This is a genomic window from Oxynema aestuarii AP17, from assembly GCF_012295525.1.
Classification (GTDB): Bacteria; Cyanobacteriota; Cyanobacteriia; order Cyanobacteriales; family Laspinemataceae; genus Oxynema; species Oxynema aestuarii.
Window position 1 is genome coordinate 1168184 of the sequence record NZ_CP051167.1, and the last position, 21497, is coordinate 1189680.

Sequence of the window (21497 nt, forward strand, 5' to 3'; positions counted from 1 at the left end):
CCGAATTGACCTCACTTACATCTAAGCGCTCAAAAGATCGTGTCTCAGTCCGATCGCCCCTGGCAAATCGAATCCCCGGTCGAAGTGCCGGATCGATTTCTCGATGCCGTCCGCAAGTACGTTCCGGGATGTTCGGGACGCTACGCGGCTCAACTGCTGTGGCAACGCGGGATTCGCGACTTGCCCGCCTTGGCTCAATTTCTCGACCCCAAACAGTACGCCCCGTCCGATCCATTTGCCTTTGGCGAGGAAATGCACCGGGCGATCGATCGCCTCCAGCTTGCCCGAGAACGGGGTGAAAAGGTCGCCATTTGGGGGGATTTCGACGCCGACGGGGTGACGGCGACCAGCGTGTTATGGGACGGTTTGGGTCAGTTTTTCGATCGCCCTTCCCAGCTTTCCTACTACATCCCCAACCGTTTGAGCGAATCTCACGGTCTCAACGAAGCGGGGATCGAGCGCTTGGCGCGATCGGGGGTGACACTGATCGTCACGTGCGATACGGGCAGTACCAACCTCGCCGAAATTGAACGGGGGAACGAACGGGGAATCGATACGATCGTCACTGACCATCACACGTTGTTGCCCGATCGCCCGCCCGTCGTCGCCCTGATCAATCCGCGATCGCTCCCGGCGGACAGTCCACTCGCCACCCTCTCCGGTGTCGCCGTCGCCTATAAGTTGGTCGAAGCACTTTATCTAACTCTGCCGGAAGTCCCCCAAGATTCGTTAGAAACGTTGTTAGATTTAGTGGCGATCGGATTGATTGCGGATTTGGTCGAATTGCGCGGCGATTGCCGTTATCTGGCGCAAGTGGGCATCGAACGGCTGCACCGAGAGTATAAAAAACCGGAAGGCGATCGCCACCGTCCGGGAATCGGTTATTTACTGGACTTGTGCAACCGCAACGGCGATCGCCCCACGGATATTTCTTTCGGAATCGGTCCGCGCATCAATGCGGTCAGTCGCATTCGAGGGGATGCGTCGTTTTGCGTGGAACTGCTCACCAGTCGCGACCGCCAACGCACTCGCGAACTGGCGGAAGAAACGGAGTTAGCCAATACGCGGCGCAAGCAATTGCAGCAAGATACCCTCAAGCAGGTCTCGAAAAAACTCGAACGGGTGGATTTGTCTACGACGACGGCGATCGCGATCGCGGACGAACAATGGCCCGCCGGGGTGCTCGGATTGGTGGCGGGACAGGTGGCCCAAGAATACGGCAAACCGACGATTTTACTGCGCGTCGATCCGGACCGGGGCGATCGGGCGGTGAGATTTGCCCGAGGGTCGGCGCGATCGGTCGATCGCATCGACCTTTACGAATTGGTTCGCAAACAAGCGCATCTATTGCATCGTTTTGGCGGTCATCCCTACGCGGCGGGGTTGAGTTTGGCGGTGGAAAATTTTCCGTTATTTCAAGAAGGGATCGATCGCGAACTACGGGAGCAGTTTGGGAAGAATGAGGCGATCGCCGCCTCGGGAATTCCGGTGGATTTAATCTGTACCGTGGCGGAGTTGGGGAAAGATTTATTTCAAGAACTGAGACTGTTGGAACCCTGCGGGATGGGCAATCCCGTCCCGCAATTACTGATCGAAAATTGTTGGTTTAAACATGTTTGGAATAAAAATATTAAAGATTTAAAAGGGAATAAAATTAAATATATCAAGACTGAGTTTAAAATTTGCGACGAAACGGCGCCGCAGGGCTTTCCGGGGCTATGGTGGGGACATTACAAAGAGGAAATTCCGGAAACGCGCTGCGACGCGATCGTCGAACTCGATTTCAATGCTTATAAGAAAGAATATCAAGTGAGAATCGTAGCCTTGCGCGCGGCGCGAGCGGGATCGTCCGGCGGCGCTACGACCAGGAATTTGAAGATCCTGGACTGGCGCGATCGCCCGCAAGGGGAACGAGACGCACAGGGCGATCGCGCCGTGGTTTTGCGCGAGTGTCCCAAAAGTTGGGACGAGGTGCAATTCTGGTGTCACGAGGCGTGGCGGTCGGGCCGACCGTTGGCGATCGCCTACGACCCGCCGGATTTACTCGACGCGATCGAGGTCTGGACTGAGGCGATCGACCGGGCTGAGGATCTCAGTCGCACCGGGGAACGGGTCGGACGCAAAGACTTGTGTGAGATACTAGGGATCGGCGATCGGACGATTGATTTATACTTAGAAGCTCTCCGTCACCTGGGGTTCGAGATCGTCTCTCAACATCCCCAGGTGCAGTTACGGCGGAGTTTGCGCCCGATCTCGGATGCCGTCGGCGATCTGGAGCGGACTCGGGCTCGTTTTCTCGCCGCCGTTCGCGAAGAACAGTTTCATCGGCAGTATTTTTATTCGGTTTCGGTCGCTACATTGCAAGCCCATGGGGCGGCGATCGTCGCCTCGGCGGAGGAGGGCTTGGAAACGAACCTGTAGGCAGGTTCGATGCCCCGATCGTTGGCAAATGCTTTAACCTTTTAGACAAAAATGCTGCTCATGTAAGTTATCTTGTCTTCATGCTAACCATGACTTACGAATACAAATTACAACCCACCGCCGAACAGATGGCCGCGATCGAGAAAACTCTAGACATGTGCCGTTCGGTTTGGAACTTTGCGCTCGGACAGCGTAAAGATTGGTGTAACTCTCGTAAGTCTCCCATTCATGCTGGCTCGATTCAGTCTGAATAAATGATTGCGGCTGACGAAGCAGAAAACCAGTATTGCGAGGGACCTCGAATCCCCCACTTGAAAGACATCAAGCGTAGCGAGATGACTAAAGTGAGGGAGGGTGTCAATCGATCGGCAAAACGGTGCCTGTAAAGCCGTTTTTCTTCAATAATGAGAGCATTTCATCGACTTTATCTTGGGTGGCGAAAGCCCCCACTTGCATGACCAAACGACCGTTAATCCGGGTACGGAAGGCATCGGGAACGATCCGTCGGATGCGGGCGTGGTCGCGATCGCTGGTCGTATTGACGATCACCCGGTAACGCAATCCCAAGGCGGCGGCGCGATCGGGCGGCGGCGGCGGACTGCCAGAACCCTGGGGATTTTGGGAAACTACGACTTGGGGAACCCCACCCCCTCCATTACCCAACGGGGCATTCGGATCCGGGACGGGCAACAGAACGGGTAAGGTATCCCCCGGTTGGTTGCCAATGCGTGGGTTAGAGGTCGAAGCAGACTGCCCAGTAGGCGCGGGCGATTCTCCTCTGGAAACGCTTGGCGATCGCCCGTCCGGCGGCGGAACCGGGATCTCGATGGGCGCACCGGGACGGGGAACCGGGATCTCTCGGGTCGGTTCGGGCTCCGGTGCGGGGGTATTGGTTGTTGTCGGCGACGGAAACGGACGAGTTGCGGGCTTCACCGTGTTCGCACTGCCGCGATTTAACGGCGGTAGGCGGCGCTGAGGATTGCTAGCGACAGTCTGAGGGTTCGGATCGACGACACCGCGTAAATCTAACCGTCCGACGGTGCGATCGCTCGCCAATTGATTGCCAAAGGCAGGAATAATCTGTTTTGAAGCTTCCGCATTAATATCGTACTGCCCGTTATTGCGAAACACGTTGCCCCCCGGTTCTTCGGCAGTTCCTAAATCCGGCAGGGCATTGGAAATCGTCACCACCCCACTTTGCTGGTTGCGTTCGAGTTCGTTATTTCGCAAAATCGGTCGCGCTTCCCCCTGTACCAAGATGCCATCCCGATTCCACACCAAGCGATTGCCAATTAAAATCGGAGCCGATTTTTGAGCGACGTTAATCCCAAATCCGGTTCTTTCAAATAAATTATCTCGAATCTCCGGTCTGGCGCTTCCGTAGATCGTTATTCCATTCGCCCCATTGCGGATAAAATGATTGTCTTCAATCTTTCCCCGCCCGTCTCCCACGACGGAAATCCCATCGTGGGTACTTTCCGTAAACGTATTGCGGGTCACCGTCGGCGCCGTCGATTCGATCCACACCCCATATCCCCGGCGGTTGGGATTGGTCACCGTTACCCCCGTCAGCGTTGACCCATCCCCCGCTAAAATCGTCGCATCCTGGCGCGCGAAACTCGGACTGAGAAAATCCCCGCCCCCGCGAATGACGATCCCGCGACCTCGATTGTCGGGATTGCCTTGTAAGGTCATTCCCGGTTTGAGCATCAGGGGAAAACTTTCGCCTGTCTCGGCGCTGTAGGTTCCCGGGGCGAGGACGATCGCGCTATTGGTTTTCGCCACCCGCAAAGCGCGCGTAATCGTTTTAAACGGTTGACTCTCGCTCCCGTTTCCGGTGCTGTCATTGCCGTCGGTCGCGCTGACAAAGATTCTCTGAGCCTCGGTGTTTTGCTTGATTCGATCGTTTTGGGCCAGGGATGGCGCACTGGGTTCGGCGAGGGTCGCCGGGGTATAAAGACTGCTGGCGAGGGCTGCACTCAGAACGACCAGGGTGGCGATTCTCCCGTGCAGACGCTTCGCGAACGCGCTTTGGGAATGACGGGGCTGTTGGGGGGTGGATGTGGAATACATGACCTTTGCTCCTTGGGGCTTTAGGCGCTATTCGATTTCCAATTTTAGTGGTTGGCTACTCCCTGCGGAAACTCCCCGATCGCTTCCCCGAGTTAGGATTTCGGAGGAACAGAAGGCGATCGGGGTAGATTCAATGCTGGAGAATTGCTCTACAAACGGGTTTGGGGAAAGCGGATCGGTCTGTTTAATATCTTTTTTAGATCGTTTTTACAAAGAATTTTACGATTGAGGTCGAACATTTTCTATCTTTTCGATGGCTGGACAGAGCAGCGATCGCCGATGTTGTTAAGGTTGAAGTTAGGGAGGCGCGATCGGTCAATTCCCCCTGGGTGAAGAATTTGAGCGATTTTGTTTGCAGTCGTTCCTGGCTTTTCAGGGTCGTCATTCCACAAACCGGAAGAAGTTTCGCCGATTTGAAAGGGATTGTTTTCAACCGTCCAAAGAATTTGTAGATCCCTAATCTTCTAGAAAATTGATGCCTTGGACCGGAACCCATCCGTTTTTTGCCAACTTGTAAAATTCCTTTCCAACTGACACGACTCTATACATTTTCCGTCGATTTGCGATTTCAAAGGCGATTTTTGTGAGACTTTGTCGATCTTCAATGATTTATACTTGTGTTCGGTCGATGCTCTCCTCAGCCATCGCCCGGATCGGACGGCGATCGATCGAGAATCCACCCACAGCTTAAGAACCGATGGATAGAGAATCGCGATCGACTGCGAACTCTCAAAAAAAATCTAAAAATCCTCAACCGCAATTCAACAAGAAGCGCAGGATTCCCCGCTTGAATCAAAGATTGGAAGCGAGGGAGGAATGCACGGCAGATTGAGGGGGACTCTACGAGAAGCCACTTCGCGTCTACGACGCCCTCAAAGCTGCCAATCTGCTATAATCAGAGCTGAAAAACAGCACTTTCTGGCAATGCCCCAAGTTCTCACAGTCTCTTGCAAGTTGGATCTGTCGCCGCAACAGGTTGAAAAACTCGATGCGGTGCTTTCCGCAACTCGCCTAGAGGCTCCGAGATGATGTCTTACTCTTTGCACGATGTTGTCTTGCGGGCTACCTAAACCCCCTCATCATTGCTAAGCAATAGATGAGGGGTAGTTTACTTAAGATTCAGAGGCGGGAGTATCGAGCTTACAGAATTTGGAATGAGTGACAAAGATAGTGGTCTCGAAAAACAATCGGCGCTGGTTTCGCTGAAAGCCCAGCCCGCCGTTCGCCGCATTTTAGATGCCAATTTAGACCGCGCTCGCGAAGGTCTGAGAATTATTGAGGAATGGTGCCGTTTTGGCTTAGAGAGCCAATCTCTGGCATCAGAATGCAAGCAATTGCGCCAAGAATTGGGCAGTTGGCACAGTCCGGAGTTACGCTCGGCCCGCAATACGTCCGGGGATCCCGGGACTAGCTTAACTCACGAACAGGAAGAGGAGCGCGACAATCTCGCCGATGTTCTGACGGCGAATTTCTGCCGCATCGAAGAAGCGCTCAGGGTTTTGGAAGAGTACGGCAAGATCTACAACCGTCAAATGGGGGCGTCGTTCAAGCAAATGCGCTATCGGGTCTACCAACTCGAAAGTGCTTTGCTCGCCTACGAACGGCAGCAGTTGTTAAAACAAGCGCGGCTGTATTTGGTGACTTCGCCGTCGGAGAATATTTATGCGATTGTCGAGGCGGCGCTGCAAGGGGGATTGACCTTGGTGCAGTATCGGGATAAGGACTCGAACGATTGCGATCGCCTGCGGATGGCTCAAAAGCTCTGCCGACTCTGCCACGATTACAAGGCGTTGTTTATTATTAACGATCGCGTCGATCTGGCCCTGGCGGTGGAAGCGGACGGCGTGCATTTGGGACAGCAAGACGTTCCCCTGGCGCTGGCGCGCGAACTCCTCGGCCCCCATCGCATTATCGGGCGATCGACGACCAATTCCGAGGAACTGCAGCGCGCGTTACTCGAAGGGGCGGACTATATCGGCGTCGGTCCGGTCTATCAAACGCCGACGAAAGCCGGAAAAACCCCGGCGGGTCTCGATTACGTCCGCTATGCGGCGGAAAATTCACCGATTCCGTGGTTTGCGATTGGCGGAATTGATATGAGCAATCTCAATGAGGTGATTTCCGGGGGAGCGGAACGGGTGGCGGTGGTGCGGGCGATCTGCGATGCGGAACAGCCGACTTTGGTCACTCAGTATTTTTTATCCCAACTCAATCGCATCGATACACTGCGTGCTTACCAACAACGACATTCTCAATCCCATGGCCGATCGAATTACCTTGCAACTTAATGGTGAAAGCCACACCTGTCCGGCAGGTTTGAACGTGCCGCAATGCCTAGAACATCTCGGGTTCAATCCCCGCTTGGTGGCGTTGGAGTACAACGGCGAAATTCTCCACCGTCAGTTTTGGACGACGACGGAAATCCGAGGGGGCGATCGCCTGGAAGTGGTTACGATTGTCGGGGGCGGTTGACGAGGGTTAAAAACAGGTTAGCTTTTGATCTGGGGGCGATCGCCCGTTTTTACCCCCGTTTTTGAGGGAAGTACGGCTATCCCAACTCGATGGGCGATCCCCCTCGGGGGAGAGTGGCTTGAGAAAGCGATACATTAAAAGAAGGAGCGCAAAAGCTCGTGCAGATGCTCGGGCGATCCGCTCGCAGCCTGTCAATCTCTCGCCAATCAACTCATTGGTTTTGTATGTATAGAAAATTCCGTTCGTCAATCAAACCCTTTTTCAAAACTCTCGCCGTCGTGTTTCTGGCGATCGTCCTGGTCTTCAGCCAAGTGGACGGCGCCCTAGCCGCACGGACGGGCGGTCGCATCGGGGGCGGTTCGTTCAGAGCACCCGGTCGCAGCTTTTCACCGCCGACTCGCACTTACCAACGTCCCGGCGGTGGCGGCTATTATCCCGGTGGTGGCTTTGGCTTCCCCTTCCTGCTGCCGTTCTTCGGTTTTGGCGGCGGGTTCGGCGGACTGTTTACGATTTTGATTTTTATCGCGATCGCCAATTTCCTCGTCCGCAGTTTCCGTCAAATCGGTGAGGAACGCGAAGTCGAAAACAATACCAATCCCACCGTTTCCGTCGCCGAAGTCCAAGTCGGATTGCTCGCCGAAGCGCGCGAGTTGCAAGAAGAACTCGACAACCTCGCCGCTACGGCGGACACGTCGAGCGATCGCGGACGAGCCCAAGTCCTGCAAGAAGCGACTCTCGCCCTCTTGCGCCATCCGGAATATTGGGTTTACGGCGCTTCTACCTCGGACAAAACCCGCTTGAATGCGGCGGAAGCTAAATTTAACCAACTAGCCCTCGCAGAGCGATCGAAAGTCCAGGAAGAAACGCTCTCGAACGTCAACAACCAACGGCGCGATACTCAAAGTTCCAGTCTGGCGAATCGTCAGAAGGGCGAACTCGCAGAAAATAACTTGATGGACGGCCCGGGAGAGTATATCGTCGTTACCCTGATTGTCGGTACTCTCGGCGATCTGTCCCTGCCGAAAATTCAAGGCAGCGACGACTTGCGCCAAGCCTTGCGTCAAATCGGTGGAATTTCGAGCGAGCAACTGCTGGCATTTGAGGTGCTGTGGGCGCCGCAAGCGAAAGGGGATACCCTCACTTCCGATGACGTGATGGCGGTTTATCCTAATTTGAGTTTGGTTTAACTACATGGGAGCTTCGGGGGGCGTTCCGCGTGGAATGCCTCTCGGGCGATCGAAGGGGATTGTATTTCACTGTTGAATTGGGGATTTAGATTCCTTCCCTATTTCTCTCATTTTCTCTTACTCTTTATCAAAAAAAAGATCGAGTCAACCGAATTTAGGATGACAAGCACTCAACCCGTTCGTTGGACGATCGCCGATCTCGAACTCTTTCCAGAGGATGGGAAACGCTATGAAATTATTGATGGAGACCTCATTGTGACCAGAGCACCACACTGGAAACATCAAGAGGTTGTCGGCAATGTTTATGCTCAGTTAAAAGCTTGGTCTCGTCAGACAGGTTTGGGAAGAACGGCGATCGCCCCCGGAATTATTTTTTCAGCAACAGATAGTGTAATTCCCGATGTAGTTTGGGCCAGCGATCGGCGATTGGAAAACTGCCTAGATGAATTGGGCCACTTAACTGATGCCCCCGAGTTAGTCGTTGAGGTACTATCAAAAAGCCCTAAAGATCGACAACGGGATTTAGAATTAAAGCTAAAACTGTATTCAACCCAAGGCGTGCAGGAATATTGGATTTGCGATTATCAAAACATCGAAATTAAAGTTTATCGGCGCGAAGGGGGAATGCTCAAATTAGTCGTGACCTTGTTTGAACAAGATACGCTGACCACTCCTCTTTTGTCTGGATTTAGTTGTTTGGTGGTGGATGTATTTAGTTAACTATAGCATTCCTAAATCAGTCGAGTCAGGGCGATCCACCTGAAACCCCTGGGAGTGGGAGCATCTTGCTCCCTACATAGGTTACAAATCATTTAGGATTGCTATAGTAGGGTAGGCAAAAAATTGCCCGCCCTAACCGCGATCGAGGATAGCGGAAGGCCGATCGCCTCGACTGGCATTACCTTGTATCCCAACTCCCCTAAATTGGAAAAAGCGATCGCGGCGACACGCGAATGAGCCTCGGGTACGTTAAAATTATTAAGTTATTTGAAACGAACGCCCAATCTCAATCAACATCTGGTATTTAACCTCCACGCAATATGAGTCTTCCCATTCGCAACGTCGCTATCATCGCCCACGTCGATCACGGCAAAACCACCCTCGTTGACGCCCTCCTCAAACAATCGGGCATCTTCCGCGAAGGGGAAGACGTTCCCGATTGCGTCATGGACTCCAACCCCCTCGAACGCGAACGCGGGATCACCATCCTCTCCAAAAATACCGCCGTTCGCTATAAAGACACCTTAATCAACATCGTCGATACCCCCGGACACGCCGACTTTGGCGGCGAAGTCGAACGAGTCCTCGGCATGGTCGATGGCTGTTTGCTGATTGTAGACGCCAACGAAGGCCCGATGCCGCAAACGCGCTTCGTCCTCAAGAAAGCCTTAGAAAAAGGCTTGCGCCCGATCGTGATCGTCAACAAGATCGATCGCCCGCAAGCCGACCCCTACGGCGCCGTCGATAAAGTCCTCGACCTGTTCATCGAACTCGGCGCCGATGACGACCAGTGCGAATTTCCTTACCTGTTCGCCTCCGGTCTCGACGGGTACGCTAAAAAAGACCTCGACGAAGACGGTCAGGACATGCAACCCCTGTTTGAGGAAATCCTCGAACACGTTCCGCCGCCGATTGGCGATGCGACCAAACCGCTACAACTGCAAGTCACCACCCTCGACTACTCCGAATATCTCGGACGTATCGTCATCGGACGCATCCACAACGGCACGATTAAAGCCGGACAGCAAGCCGCTTTAGTCAAAGAAGACGGCAGCATCGTCAAAGCCAAAATCTCCAAATTAATGGGGTTTGAAGGCTTGAGTCGGGTGGAAATCGAGGAAGCCTCCGCCGGAAACTTGGTCGCCGTCGCCGGATTTGGAGATGCCAATATCGGCGAGACGATTACTTGTCCGGAAGAACCCCAAGCTTTACCCCTGATTAAAGTAGACGAACCGACCTTACAAATGACCTTCTGGGTCAACGATTCGCCATTTGCGGGTTTGGAAGGCAGTTACGTGACCTCCCGGCAATTGCGCGATCGCCTCATGCGCGAACTCGAAACCAACGTCGCCTTACGGGTCGAAGAAGCGGACACCCCGGATAAATTCCTCGTCTCCGGTCGCGGCGAACTGCACCTGGGGATCCTGATCGAAACCATGCGCCGGGAAGGCTACGAGTTCCAAGTCTCCCAACCGCAGGTCATTTACCGAGAAATCAACGGTCAACCCTGCGAACCTTACGAATGTCTGGTGCTCGATATCCCGGAAGAAGCCGTCGGCGGTTGTATCGAACGTCTCGGTCAGCGACGCGGAGAAATGCTCGATATGCGCGTCGGCGTCAACGGTCGGACTCAACTCGAATTCGCGATTCCGGCGCGGGGGTTGATCGGGTTCCGGGGTGAGTTCTTGCGCCTTTCTCGCGGGGAAGGGATCATGAATCACAGTTTCCTCGATTATCGTTCGTTAGCCGGAGATGTGGAAACCCGCCGCAATGGGGTGATTATCTCGTTTGAGGAAGGAACGGCGACTTTCTACGCTTTGAAAAATGCGGAAGACCGGGGCGTGTTTTTCATCACGCCGGGGACGAAGGTGTATAAGGGGATGATCGTCGGCGAACACAATCGTCCGCAGGATTTGGATTTGAACGTCTGCAAGACCAAGCAGTTGACTAACGTCCGGTCTTCGACGGGGGATGAGTTGGTGCAGTTGCAGGCGCCTGTGGAGATGAGTTTGGAACGGGCGTTAGAGTATATCGGGCCGGATGAGTTGCTGGAAGTGACGCCGGAATCGATTCGCTTGCGGAAGATGGCGAATAATAAGAAGTTGGCGAAACGCTAAACGTCGCTGTCTGAAAGCGGAATAAGAAATAGGGGCGTTCGGGCGATCGGACGCTCTTATTTTGTGCGCCAATCGCCGCCTCATTCAACGTGCGATCGCGCAAGCGCGTGGTTAACATCTCCGGCGTCGTACTTTTTTCTAAATCCTCATTAAAAACTTGATAAGATATTAGATATTTAGACTTAGAACTTAGAACCAAAATCAAACATACAGTCATTAAGATTGCAGGAGAATTCAGCAAAGATGAAAAGCCTCAATCAGAATCAGCTTTGGCGATGGTTTGGCGTATTGGGAATCGTAGCAGTGAGTACGATCGCCTTGGACTTGAATCAATTCAGTGCAATTGCTCAACCCCAACTCAATTGCAACAATCCCCGAACTCAACGCGAACTAAATGCTTGTGAGCAACAACGTTGGGAAGCGGCAGATCTCGAACTCAATCAAATCTATCAATCTCTAATCCCACAACTGTCCAATAACCGACGGCAACAATTAGTCAAAGCACAACGCGCCTGGATTGCATTTCGGGATTCTGAATGCGCCTTTCACAGCAGTGTAGCAGAAGGTGGAACCATGCAACCGATGCTGTATTACGGCTGTTTGGCGAATTTAACCGACATTAGAAATGCCGAACTTTATCGGTATGAAAGAGGACAAATCCCGCCTGCTCTAGGAGAAAATTATCAAATTGCAGACAGGCAGTTGAATGCCGTTTATCAGCAGTTGATGGATCGACTGCCCAGTAAGCGAAAAAATCTGTTAAAAACAGCAGAATTGGATTGGATCGAATATCGCGATGCGCTCTGTGAATTTGAACGCAGTGGAGGTGGCAATGCAGGGTTTAATTTCTGTCGAATTCGCCTGACAGAAGTTAGAGTAGAGCAGTTAGAAGCTCATTTGGATTTCCTAAGCCAGATTATGCATTACAAGGCTTAGCATGGCGTGCGTCAAAGGGGAAGAATAAAAAGTTGAGGCAAAAAGGGCGATCGTAGCAGAAGAGAACCTTGGCCAAAACCGCCCAAACAGTCCTCAAAAAAATGTCAATTGCCGTACAGAAACGGACGAGACGGGTGTAACACGGGCTTGACTCATCTCGTTGAAATATCTAACAGCTCACCAGAAGAAAATTGACTCTTCAGCTTGATGAACTCTAGTCATTTGTTGTCCACAAAAACAACACAATATGGGTGTGGCTCGCTATAGATAAGCTGTTAGAGATTTAAAATTCCAAAAACTCCTGTTTTTCTACTCGAATTAACCGATAATTGCCCGCTTCAGCTAAAACTTGATAGTCTGGAGGACGCAAACCTGTCCCTCGGATTTTATTGGGATAGCCTAAAATCATTAGCGTTTCCGAAGCGGGTGATTTTCGGGCGAGATTCTGCACGTATTCGCGCGTATCCGTAGATCGTCGAAAGAAGGTAATCGGTTGACGGGTATAAAACACCAAGCTCGGTTTTTCAAAGCCGACCATAATCACTTCTTCGTCGGCTTGTCTGAGTTCGACTATGCGATCGGCCATTTGGCGGATCGGGATTTGTCTTTGACTGTCGAATAAAGTGTAAATTGGATAGACGGCGACGGTAAAAAAGAGTAGAAAGCTAATTAGATTGATAGCGAGAATGGGGCGCGATCGCCCCTGCCACCAGCTCAGGGCGATCGCCCCTGCGGTAATAGTTAAAATCGCCGCAGCCCTCAGTGCCAAGCCACTCGATTGTAATAAATCGCGAAATTCGGGCATCGACGGATCGCGTCCGAGCAGTTGCCGACTCCAGAAAAAGACGGCGGCGAGTAAGAGTAAAAGTAGCAGATTTAAACCGATGGAAAAATGGAAAAAGCGGCGGGGCGATCCGGCGGAGCCTTCACTTTGCGATCGCCCGGATCGACCTTCTCCATTTAACGAAGGATTTTCGACTTCTTCACTCCAAAACAAGCTGGTTAAAATCGCGGCGGCAGGCAGTAAGGGTAAGACATAACTGGGTAACTTGGTAGCAGCAATGGTGAAGAAAATGAAGATAACAGCAAACCAAGTGAAAGCAAAAAAAGTCAACTGCCGCGATCGCGATTGGGATTGCCAGCGTCGCCGTTTCCAAAAACCCGATCGCGCCAAACCCAAAGGTAAATAACTCGACCACGGCGCAAATCCGAGCAAGATGACGGCAAGGTAAAAATACCACGGTTCGCCGTGACGGTTGACCACTTGGGTGAAGCGCTCGAAGTTGTGATAGCCAAAAAAGCTATCGATATAACTTTGCCCGTTCGCGACAATGACGGCGACATACCAGGGAATGGCGATCGCGCCGACGAGGAACAGTCCCCAAACGAGCTTCATTTCGCGCACTACCGTGGTGAATTCCCCCAGGTACAGCAGAAAACTGCCAATAATCAATGCCGGAAGCACGATCCCCACCGGACCTTTCGCGAGGATAGCTAGGGCGATCGCCAGATAAAAAATAAAATACCAAGTGTTAGGATTTCGCAACGGTTGTGGCAGATCCACCCCCAAAATGGGCGATTTTTCCTCGGGATCTCCCGTCGCGTAGCCCCAAAAAAACGCCAGCAAACCGATATCCATGCAGGCGGTCAGTAACATATCCGAGACCCCGGTTCGTCCCCAAGCGATGACTTGTATATTCAAGGCAAACAGAGTGGCGGCCAGTCCCGCCCCCAACCAAGAGGAAACCGAGTTCGATCGCGGCATTTGTCGCTGCCACGGGTGAGACAGTCCGAAGGTGCGGACCGTCAAAAATAAGAACAAAGTAAGAACAATGGCGCACGATGCCGAAGGCAAGCGGACGGCCCATTCATTGACCCCGAAAACCTGGTAGGCGATCGCCATCAACCAATAAATCAGAGGCGGTTTGTCAAAGCGCGTTTCGCCGTTGAAATAGGGAGTAATCCAATCCCCGGTTACGGTCATTTGGCGCGCCGCTTCGGCGAATAAAGGTTCGGTTTCGTCGATCAAGCTGACACTACCCAAGTTCCATAAAAAAGCCAGCCCCGCGATCGCGATCGACCACAATCCAGCAGCCAACCATAAAACAGTCTGAGTCTTGGCAAACAATTTATCTTTGAAAACCCGTATCTGTGGACTTTAGATTTTAGATTTTAGCAAAACCGCCAGAATCCTCGCAGTTCTGCTAAATTTGAACCATATCCCCATAAAGAGTTAACAATTGCTCCTCAGTTAAAACATCGGTGTCTTCCTGGGGACTCCACAACACCTCTAACACCAACAAATACTCCGGAGTAATCGCCGCCGCCCGTTGTAAAGCCGCTTTGAGTTCTTCATCGGAATAGACTTGGTCGAATAACGGTTGGTCGTCTTCCGTTCCCACCAGTAAAGTCACCACAATATAGGAGGCTAATTCATCTCCCGCATCGGGTAAAGCTTCTCGATACTTAACTTGTCCGCCGACATTGGCGAAAGTTTCGGCACTGAATTTGCTGCGTTCTTCAATCGATAATTCTTGGAACCGTTGCCCTGCTTTGTCTCGATTCTCCACTGTTTCGGAAACCGCTTGGGCGCGCACCCAATACTCGGGATGACGCAATAACCCCAAGGCGGTTTCTTGTAAAAATTCGCACCGTCCTTCGGGAGTTTCCAGGTCGGCGCTCAGACTGGTTTCGTTGAGTTGTTGCTGAATCTGGCGGGCGCTGGCGAGTAAGGCGACTTGTAGCTTACTCACGGTCACCACATCATTATCTAGCTCGTTGGCGGGGGCCGCTCCTGCACCGCGTTTGCTCATCATGTACCAAATCGCACCTAAAACGCCCCCCGAGACCAGTAAGAAGAGGACGAAACCCCAAGGAAATCCCCTCGAAGCTCTGGGGGCGTTGGTGGAGGTATTTAAATTCCCGGAATAGTTAGGAGTGGGGGCGGTTTGGTTGTACTGACCCGTTCCGGGATTGGCGGGGACGGTGTTGGGAATCGAGGTCGGAGAGGCTTCGGGGTTGTATTTGAGTCCGGAGTCTACGTTATCAACCGAGGGTTGAGTGGGAGCGGGTGCGGGATAGTACGGTTGTTGGTAGTTGGGTTCGTCGGATTCAAACTCGATTTCTGGGTTGATGATATAAACATTGCCCGATGAGGAGCCGTTGTAACGCGGTTGGGGAGTGCGGTAAGTCGGACTGGAGGGAACGGACGTAGGAGTGGGGGTGGGAGTGGGTGTAGGGGAAGGGGTGCGGTTGAAGCTGCCGCCTTGGACTCGTCCCCCGGTGTTGCTGCGGCTGGGGCTGGTGGTAGAGGGGCTGGTGGTCGGTTGGCTGCGAGGGGTGGGGCTGGGTTTGGGTGAGGCGCTGGGTTTGGGTGAACTGGTGCGGTTGAAGCTGCCGCCTTGGACTCGTCCCCCGGTATTGCTGCGGCTGGGACTGGTAGTGCGGCTGGGACTGGTAGTGCGGCTGGGGCTGGTAGTGCGGGAACGGCTCGAACTGCCACTGCTGCGGGAACGGGAACCGGAGGAGCGGGAACGGCTCGAACTGCCACTGCTGCGGGAACGGGAACCGGAGGAGCGGGAACGGCTCGAACTGCCACTGCTGCGACGGGCGAGGACGAGGGAGTTACTTTGAACCCACTGAGTGATGTTTTTTCCGGCATGGGGTTCGATTTTGAGCTCGTTGACCAAAACCAAGGTGAGTAAGGTGGCAACGATCGCGTTGAGCTTTAACATGGCCGTTTCCGACAGGGGTCTTCACCTTCAGTCTTAGCCTATTTAAGGGCATTCGTCATGGGAATCGCTACTCAGTTGCCACTGTTGGAGTAAGTCCGGGCGCCGTTGGCGGGTTCGTTCGATTTGTTGTTGGCGGCGCCAGCGCGCGATCGCGCCATGATGGCCGGAGAGTAAGACTTCGGGAACTTTGAGGCCGCGAAATTCGGCGGGACGGGTGTAGTGGGGATAGTCGAGCAAGCCGTCCTCGAAACTGTCGGCGACGACGGATTCGCGTTTGCCGACGGTTCCCGGTTGCAAGCGCACGACACCATCGATGAGGGCCAGGGCGGGGATTTCACCTCCGGTGAGGACGAAATCGCCTAAGGAGACTTCTCGAGTGACCAGGTGCATGACTCGTTCGTCTACACCTTCGTAGCGCCCGCAAATTAAAACGAGTTGGTCGTAATCGGCGCTTAGTTGGCGAAATAAGCTTTGGGTCATCGGTTGACCTTGGGGGGTCATGAGGATGATTTCGCGCCGTTGTAAGACGGGTAAAGACTCGATCGCGGCGAAAATCGGTTCGGGTTTCATGACCATGCCGACACCGCCGCCATAGGGTTCGTCATCGACTTTACGATGCTTGTCGGTGGTGAAATCCCGAGGGTTGACGAGGTTGATGTGGGCGATTTGTTTGGCTAAGGCTTTACCGAGCAACCCAGTTTGTAGCGGTCCGGCGAACAGTTCTGGGAAGAGGGTAATGACATCAATACGCACGAGAGCTTGGGTGAATTTTGGCTATAAAGTGTAACGAAAATTTAACATATTCAGGGGGCGATCGCCCGGGAAGGGGGGCATCGTCGGTTTTTGCGCGAGGCGATCGCCGTGGGAGAGGAAGGAAGCGAGGGGATTGAGGGAGTCGAGGCGAAACCGTGACGGACTCGGCGGGTCGCTTTGCGATCTCCCCGAGGCACTCCACTAGGTCAACATTTGCTGAAATAGCTAACATTCCTTGCCAGAATCTGGCATGATAAAACATTGTCGCAAATGCCATTATCGCAAATGCGTTCCGTTCCCCGAGAGGTGGAGGGAGCGCGCTGAGTTGAGCCGTCGTTCTATGTTAGGATAACGGAGGTTTTAAGCCCCAATGGAGTAACTTGTGAGGTTTGAAATTTGTTGAGTTGAAAACTGAGACTCCTCGAACCGAAAAACCTGCACGAGAGCTACCCAAGAGGTACGAAAGACCTCGATAGAAACCGATGCTATTGCAACGAATAGCACCCCCCAGAAAAACTGAACCTTTTCAATCCAAAACTGTAAGGCAGAGCGCGGCTCAACAGTAAAAAAGTAAGCCTGTGGAGACCGGGACGGGGGAAGCGAATGACTCGAACTAAAAATTTGCACGGCGGTGTGAATTTTGGCACAGAGATCGGGATCGGCGCTCCCGATTCGCTTTTCAGCCAAGGTCACTGAAGCAGGAATCCCATCCATTTTGCTCGATGGGTGCGAGCGTCAACCCGATCCGTCATCCGAGACGATTCGATCGTCCGTGCTGCCTTGAGCCTTGGTTCCCTATACGGGATTCTAGACCGACGGCAAGCTTTGCCGGAGGGAAAGACCGAAACCTACAGGAGCGAAGGGGGCAAGTGAATCGGGAACCCAACCGGACTCCCACTTGTGGGGCGATCGCCCCAGCCGAAACGGCCCCGGGCGGTCGAGCGATCGACGGAACCGCTACGCCGGGTTGCCGGGCGGACAAGAGTCGCAGTTCATTAAACTCACGGCCTATAGCAATATCATCCATGCAGCAGTTAGAATCACAATCCCTTCAACCGAAGATCCCCCAACCGCTAAAAAATACTGTCATGGTGATTGGCGGAGCAGAAGACAAAGTGCATGGCCGCGAGATCCTGCACACGTTTTTCGGTCGTGCGGGGGGAGTGGAGGCGCGGATTGCCATCATCCCTTGTGCCTCGCGCGAACCGTCGGCGATCGGCGATCGCTACCGCACGATCTTTGCGGACATGGGCGCCAAAGCCATCGAGCTGCTCGATATCCGAGAACGATCCCAGGGAGAAGATCCCCGATGGCAAGAGTATCTAGAAGAGTCCACCGGGGTATTCATGACCGGGGGGGATCAATTGCGCTTGTGCGCTCTGTTGGCGGACACCCCGCTCATGGAAAAAATCCGGATGAAAGTGCGCGAAGGCAAAATTACCCTGGCGGGTACCAGTGCGGGCGCGGCAGTGATGGGCCATCACATGATTGCCGGGGGGGGAAGTGGCGAGTCGCCCAACCGTTCCTTAGTCGATATGGCGACGGGCTTGGGAATTCTGCCGGATGTGATTGTGGACCAGCATTTTCACAACCGCAATCGCATGGCGCGGCTGCTTTCGGCGATCGCCTGCCACCCGGATCGCCTCGGGGTGGGGATCGATGAAGACACGTGCGCGATGTTTGAAAGTGACGGCACCCTCCAAGTGATGGGCAAAGGAACGGTGAATATTGTCGATCCCGGCGATATGTTCTACACCAACGAATCTCAGGTGGCGGCGAGCGACCCGCTCAGCCTTTACAACCTGCGGGTTCACATTCTCTGTCACGGCGATCGCTACGACCTGCGCCAGCGCACGATCGTCCATCCCCAATCGCGACCGACCCCCTAACGCCCCATCCAGCCGCGCCATGTTTCTACCCGTCCGCTCCTATCCTCCGTCCGCTCCAGGCGATCGTGCGGGGGATTTGAGTCTCGTGATGTCAAGTGTCGCGGTCTCAAATCCCACCGAGGTCAATGTTGTCAATCTTTATACCCGGATCCGAACCCTCGTGTCCTTCGCGATCGCCTCGCCCGCCTGTTCGAGACATCGGTTCGAGGGTCGAAGATCGGCGGCGATCGCCATCCAATCCGAACGTAAACCGCACGAATTGTTCGCAGCGAACAGTCTGACCCGTTTTCCAACTCAGAAACTAGATACAGTCCCTCCATTGCTTCTAACAACAGCGCATCACCCTCGGGGAGAGTTATGAAAATACTCAGAATTCAAACATTACGGGGTCCCAACTACTGGAGTATTCGACGCCACAAACTCATTGTCATGCGCCTCGATTTAGAGGACTTAGCCGAGAAACCGTCGAACACGATCTCGGGTTTTTACGACGGTCTCACGGAAGTTCTGCCGAGTTTGGTCGAACACTACTGCTCCCCAGGTTGTCGGGGGGGCTTCCTCACCCGAGTGCGCGAAGGGACGATGATGGGCCACATTGTCGAACATGTCGCTCTCGAACTGCAAGAACTCGTCGGCATGGAAGTCGGTTTCGGTCGCACCCGCGAAACGTCCACCCCGGGGGTTTACCAAGTCGTGTTTGAATACCGCGACGAACGGGCGGGTCGGTATGCGGCGCGGGCTGCAGTGCGGTTGTGCCGCAGTATCGTCGATACCGGACATTATCCCGAAAGCGAAATTCAACAAGACCTCGAAGATCTCAAAGATTTGTGGGCTCAGGCCGCCCTCGGACCGAGTACGGAAACCCTGGTCAACGAAGCGGAAGCACGCGGGATTCCCTGGTTCCCGTTGAGCGCCCGGGCGATGATTCAGTTGGGATACGGAGTGCATCAAAAACGGATCCAAGCGACGCTCACCGATCGCAGTAGCATCCTCGGGGTCGAACTGGCCTGCGATAAAGAAGGGACGAAGCAGATCTTGCTCGATTCCGGGATTCCGGTTCCGCGAGGCACGGTCATTCACTATCTCGACGAACTCGAAGCGGCGATCGACGAGGTCGGCGGCTACCCGATCGTAATCAAACCTCTCGACGGCAACCACGGACGGGGGATCACCATCGATATCGACTCCTGGAAAGATGCGGAAGCGGCTTACGACGCGGCGAGTGCGGCCTCGAAAACCCGCACGGTGATCGTCGAGCGCTTCTACAAAGGACGCGACCACCGCGTGTTAGTAGTCAACGGTAAACTGGTCGCCGTGGCGGAACGAGTCCCCGCGCACGTGGTCGGGGACGGGCGATCGACCATTCAAGAACTGATCGACGAAACCAATCGCGACCCCAATCGCGGCGAAGGTCACGATAACGTCCTCACCCGGCTACAGGTAGACCGTACCACCTGGAGTCTGCTCGATCGCAAAGGCTACACCCTCGAAACTATTCTCGAAGAAGGGGAAGTCTTTTACCTGCGATCGACCGCCAACCTCAGTACCGGGGGCATCGCCATCGATCGCACCGACGAAATCCATCCCGAAAATCTCTGGATCGCCCAACGGGTCTCGAAAATAATCGGCCTTGACATTTGCGGTATCGATGTGGTAACGGAAGACATTTCCCGACCCCTGCGCGAAACCGATGGCGTCATTGTCGAAGTCAACGCCGCCCCGGGCTTCCGGATGCACGTCTGTCCCAGCCGGGGGCTGCCGCGCAATGTCGCCGCCCCGGTCTTCGACATGCTCTTCCCGGATAACGCCCCCACCCGCGTCCCGATCTTGGCGGTGACCGGAACTAACGGCAAAACCACCACGACGCGCCTACTGGCTCATATCGTCAAACAGACGGGACAAACCGTGGGCTACACCACCACGGACGGCACCTATATCGGCGATTTCCTCGTGGAGAAAGGGGACAACACCGGACCGCAAAGTGCGGAACTGATTCTCAAAGATCCCACCGTCGAAGTCGCGGTTTTAGAAACGGCCCGAGGGGGGATCCTGCGTTCCGGCTTGGCGTTCGAGCGCTGCGATGTGGGTATGGTCTTAAATGTGGCCGCCGACCACCTCGGGATCGGCGATATCGACACGATCGAACAAATGGCCAATCTCAAAGCCGTACTGGTGGAAGCGGTCGCCCCCAAAGGCTACGCGATCCTCAATGCGGACGATCCCCGGGTGGCGGCGATGGCGAATAAGATTAAATGCAAGGTCGCTTACTTCTCGATGGATCCCGAAAGTGAGGTGATTCGCGAACATACCGCGAAAGGCGGACTGGCAGCGATCTACGAAAATGGCTACCTGTCGATTCGCGAGGGCGATTGGACGACGCGGATCGAGGAGGCGGTGAACGTTCCCCTGACGATGGGGGCTCGGGCGCCGTTTATGATTGCCAACGCCCTGGCGGCGTCTCTGGCGGCGTTCGCCCACGGGGTGGAAGTCGAACAGATTCGCGCCGGGTTGGGTACGTTCCAAGCGTCGGTGAGTCAGACCCCGGGACGGATGAATTTGTTTAATTTGGGCAGCTATCACGCCTTGGTAGACTACGCTCACAATCCGGCGAGTTACGAAGCGTTGGCGGGGTTCGTGCGCAACTGGCCCGGAGAACGGATCGGGGTGGTCGGCGGACCGGGCGATCGCCGCGATGAAGATTTCGTCACCTTGGGCCGTCTGTCGGCGGAAATGTTCGATCGCATCATCGTCAAAGAAGATGACGATACCCGAGGACGTCCCCGTGGCGATGCGGCGGATTTGATCGTGCGCGGGATCGAATCGGCGAACCGAGAGGCCCGTTTCGAGTCGATCCTCAACGAGTCGGAGGCGATCGAAATTGCCCTGGATGAGGCCAGTTCCGGCAGCTTGGTGGTGATTCTCCCAGAAAGCGTCAGTCGCGCCATTCGGGCGATCGAAGCGCGCAAACCGATCGGGGAAGAGTCATTTAGTAAAAATGGCAAAGCTTCGTTGAGTCCGAAATCGGCTGAGTCGTCTTCCTCGGAGGAATACAGCCGTTCGAGTCTTTGAGCTTGACAGCAATGTAGGGATCGATCTCGGAGGCACCCAAGACGGGCGCCTCCATTTGTTATTTGCCCCTTGTTGGTTGATTTGTTGTTTAAGGTTGGGTCGGGTCCCGCCGCCCTTTATAATCGG

At 54.1% G+C, this 21497-nt stretch carries 14 protein-coding genes; 10 read left to right on the plus strand and 4 right to left on the minus strand.

Going from position 1 to position 21497, the window contains the following annotated elements; all coding sequences use genetic code 11:
* Nucleotides 1-39 precede the first annotated feature (39 nt).
* Together recJ and HCG48_RS26770 are read left to right on the plus strand one after the other, a co-directional pair.
* Entirely contained in the window at nt 40-2421 is a 2382-nt protein-coding gene (gene recJ / locus HCG48_RS04560) for a single-stranded-DNA-specific exonuclease RecJ (protein WP_210437175.1), read from the plus strand.
* An 80-nt stretch (nt 2422-2501) separates the two neighbouring features.
* The gene (locus HCG48_RS26770) at nt 2502-2675 is read left to right on the plus strand and encodes a helix-turn-helix domain-containing protein (RefSeq protein ID WP_375339325.1); all 174 of its coding nucleotides are present in this window, start codon (nt 2502-2504) and stop codon (nt 2673-2675) included.
* A gap of 103 nt (nt 2676-2778) precedes the next feature.
* On the opposite strand, the gene HCG48_RS04570 is transcribed toward HCG48_RS26770, so the two are convergent.
* On the minus strand, nt 2779-4494 hold the full coding sequence (locus tag HCG48_RS04570; protein WP_168568098.1) for a DUF1565 domain-containing protein: 1716 nt from the start codon (nt 4492-4494) through the stop codon (nt 2779-2781).
* A 1154-nt stretch (nt 4495-5648) separates the two neighbouring features.
* On the opposite strand from HCG48_RS04570, the gene HCG48_RS04575 reads away from it, so the two are divergent.
* From HCG48_RS04575 to HCG48_RS04600, 6 genes are all read left to right on the plus strand, one after another.
* Nucleotides 5649-6782: a thiamine phosphate synthase gene (locus HCG48_RS04575; protein ID WP_168568099.1), complete on the plus strand. Its 1134-nt coding sequence runs from the start codon at nt 5649-5651 to the stop codon at nt 6780-6782.
* Nucleotides 6754-6966, plus strand: a complete 213-nt coding sequence (thiS, locus tag HCG48_RS04580) for a sulfur carrier protein ThiS (protein ID WP_168568100.1) — start codon at nt 6754-6756, stop codon at nt 6964-6966. The genes HCG48_RS04575 and thiS overlap by 29 nt, the downstream gene beginning before the upstream one ends.
* Nucleotides 6967-7190: 224 nt before the next feature.
* Complete coding sequence (locus HCG48_RS04585) at nt 7191-8153, plus strand: DUF1517 domain-containing protein (RefSeq protein WP_168568101.1); 963 nt, start codon at nt 7191-7193, stop codon at nt 8151-8153.
* A gap of 159 nt (nt 8154-8312) precedes the next feature.
* Entirely contained in the window at nt 8313-8873 is a 561-nt protein-coding gene (locus HCG48_RS04590) for a Uma2 family endonuclease (RefSeq protein WP_168568102.1), read from the plus strand.
* Nucleotides 8874-9193: 320 nt separating this feature from the next.
* Nucleotides 9194-10990, plus strand: coding sequence for a translational GTPase TypA (typA, locus tag HCG48_RS04595; RefSeq protein ID WP_168568103.1), 1797 nt, complete (start codon nt 9194-9196; stop codon nt 10988-10990).
* Nucleotides 10991-11233: 243 nt separating this feature from the next.
* Nucleotides 11234-11926, plus strand: coding sequence for a lysozyme inhibitor LprI family protein (locus tag HCG48_RS04600; RefSeq protein ID WP_168568104.1), 693 nt, complete (start codon nt 11234-11236; stop codon nt 11924-11926).
* Between the two features lie 283 nt (nt 11927-12209).
* Here the strand turns inward: HCG48_RS04600 and HCG48_RS04605 are convergent, their stop codons facing one another.
* The 3 genes from HCG48_RS04605 to trmD all read right to left on the minus strand — a co-directional run bounded on the left by HCG48_RS04605 (nt 12210) and on the right by trmD (nt 16413).
* Entirely contained in the window at nt 12210-14054 is a 1845-nt protein-coding gene (locus HCG48_RS04605) for an ArnT family glycosyltransferase (protein WP_246259901.1), read from the minus strand.
* Between the two features lie 76 nt (nt 14055-14130).
* On the minus strand, nt 14131-15660 hold the full coding sequence (locus tag HCG48_RS04610) for a DUF1517 domain-containing protein (protein WP_168568105.1): 1530 nt from the start codon (nt 15658-15660) through the stop codon (nt 14131-14133).
* Between the two features lie 42 nt (nt 15661-15702).
* Nucleotides 15703-16413, minus strand: coding sequence for a tRNA (guanosine(37)-N1)-methyltransferase TrmD (gene trmD, locus HCG48_RS04615; RefSeq protein WP_168568106.1), 711 nt, complete (start codon nt 16411-16413; stop codon nt 15703-15705).
* Nucleotides 16414-17438: 1025 nt separating this feature from the next.
* Between trmD and HCG48_RS04620 the strand changes: the two genes are divergently transcribed.
* Together HCG48_RS04620 and cphA are read left to right on the plus strand one after the other, a co-directional pair.
* The gene (locus tag HCG48_RS04620) at nt 17439-18302 is read left to right on the plus strand and encodes a cyanophycinase (RefSeq protein WP_168571740.1); all 864 of its coding nucleotides are present in this window, start codon (nt 17439-17441) and stop codon (nt 18300-18302) included.
* A gap of 357 nt (nt 18303-18659) precedes the next feature.
* Nucleotides 18660-21371, plus strand: coding sequence for a cyanophycin synthetase (cphA, locus tag HCG48_RS04625; protein ID WP_168568107.1), 2712 nt, complete (start codon nt 18660-18662; stop codon nt 21369-21371).
* Nucleotides 21372-21497: the final 126 nt, after the last annotated feature.

Coding starts and splice junctions, on each gene's coding strand:
- HCG48_RS26770 (WP_375339325.1), top strand. CDS start 2,502: ATGCTAACCATGACTTACGAATACAAATTACAACCCACCGCCGAACAG.
- HCG48_RS04570 (WP_168568098.1), bottom strand. CDS start 4,494: ATGTATTCCACATCCACCCCCCAACAGCCCCGTCATTCCCAAAGCGCG.
- HCG48_RS04575 (WP_168568099.1), top strand. CDS start 5,649: ATGAGTGACAAAGATAGTGGTCTCGAAAAACAATCGGCGCTGGTTTCG.
- thiS (WP_168568100.1), top strand. CDS start 6,754: ATGGCCGATCGAATTACCTTGCAACTTAATGGTGAAAGCCACACCTGT.
- HCG48_RS04585 (WP_168568101.1), top strand. CDS start 7,191: ATGTATAGAAAATTCCGTTCGTCAATCAAACCCTTTTTCAAAACTCTC.
- HCG48_RS04590 (WP_168568102.1), top strand. CDS start 8,313: ATGACAAGCACTCAACCCGTTCGTTGGACGATCGCCGATCTCGAACTC.
- typA (WP_168568103.1), top strand. CDS start 9,194: ATGAGTCTTCCCATTCGCAACGTCGCTATCATCGCCCACGTCGATCAC.
- HCG48_RS04600 (WP_168568104.1), top strand. CDS start 11,234: ATGAAAAGCCTCAATCAGAATCAGCTTTGGCGATGGTTTGGCGTATTG.
- HCG48_RS04610 (WP_168568105.1), bottom strand. CDS start 15,660: ATGTTAAAGCTCAACGCGATCGTTGCCACCTTACTCACCTTGGTTTTG.
- HCG48_RS04620 (WP_168571740.1), top strand. CDS start 17,439: ATGCAGCAGTTAGAATCACAATCCCTTCAACCGAAGATCCCCCAACCG.
- cphA (WP_168568107.1), top strand. CDS start 18,660: ATGAAAATACTCAGAATTCAAACATTACGGGGTCCCAACTACTGGAGT.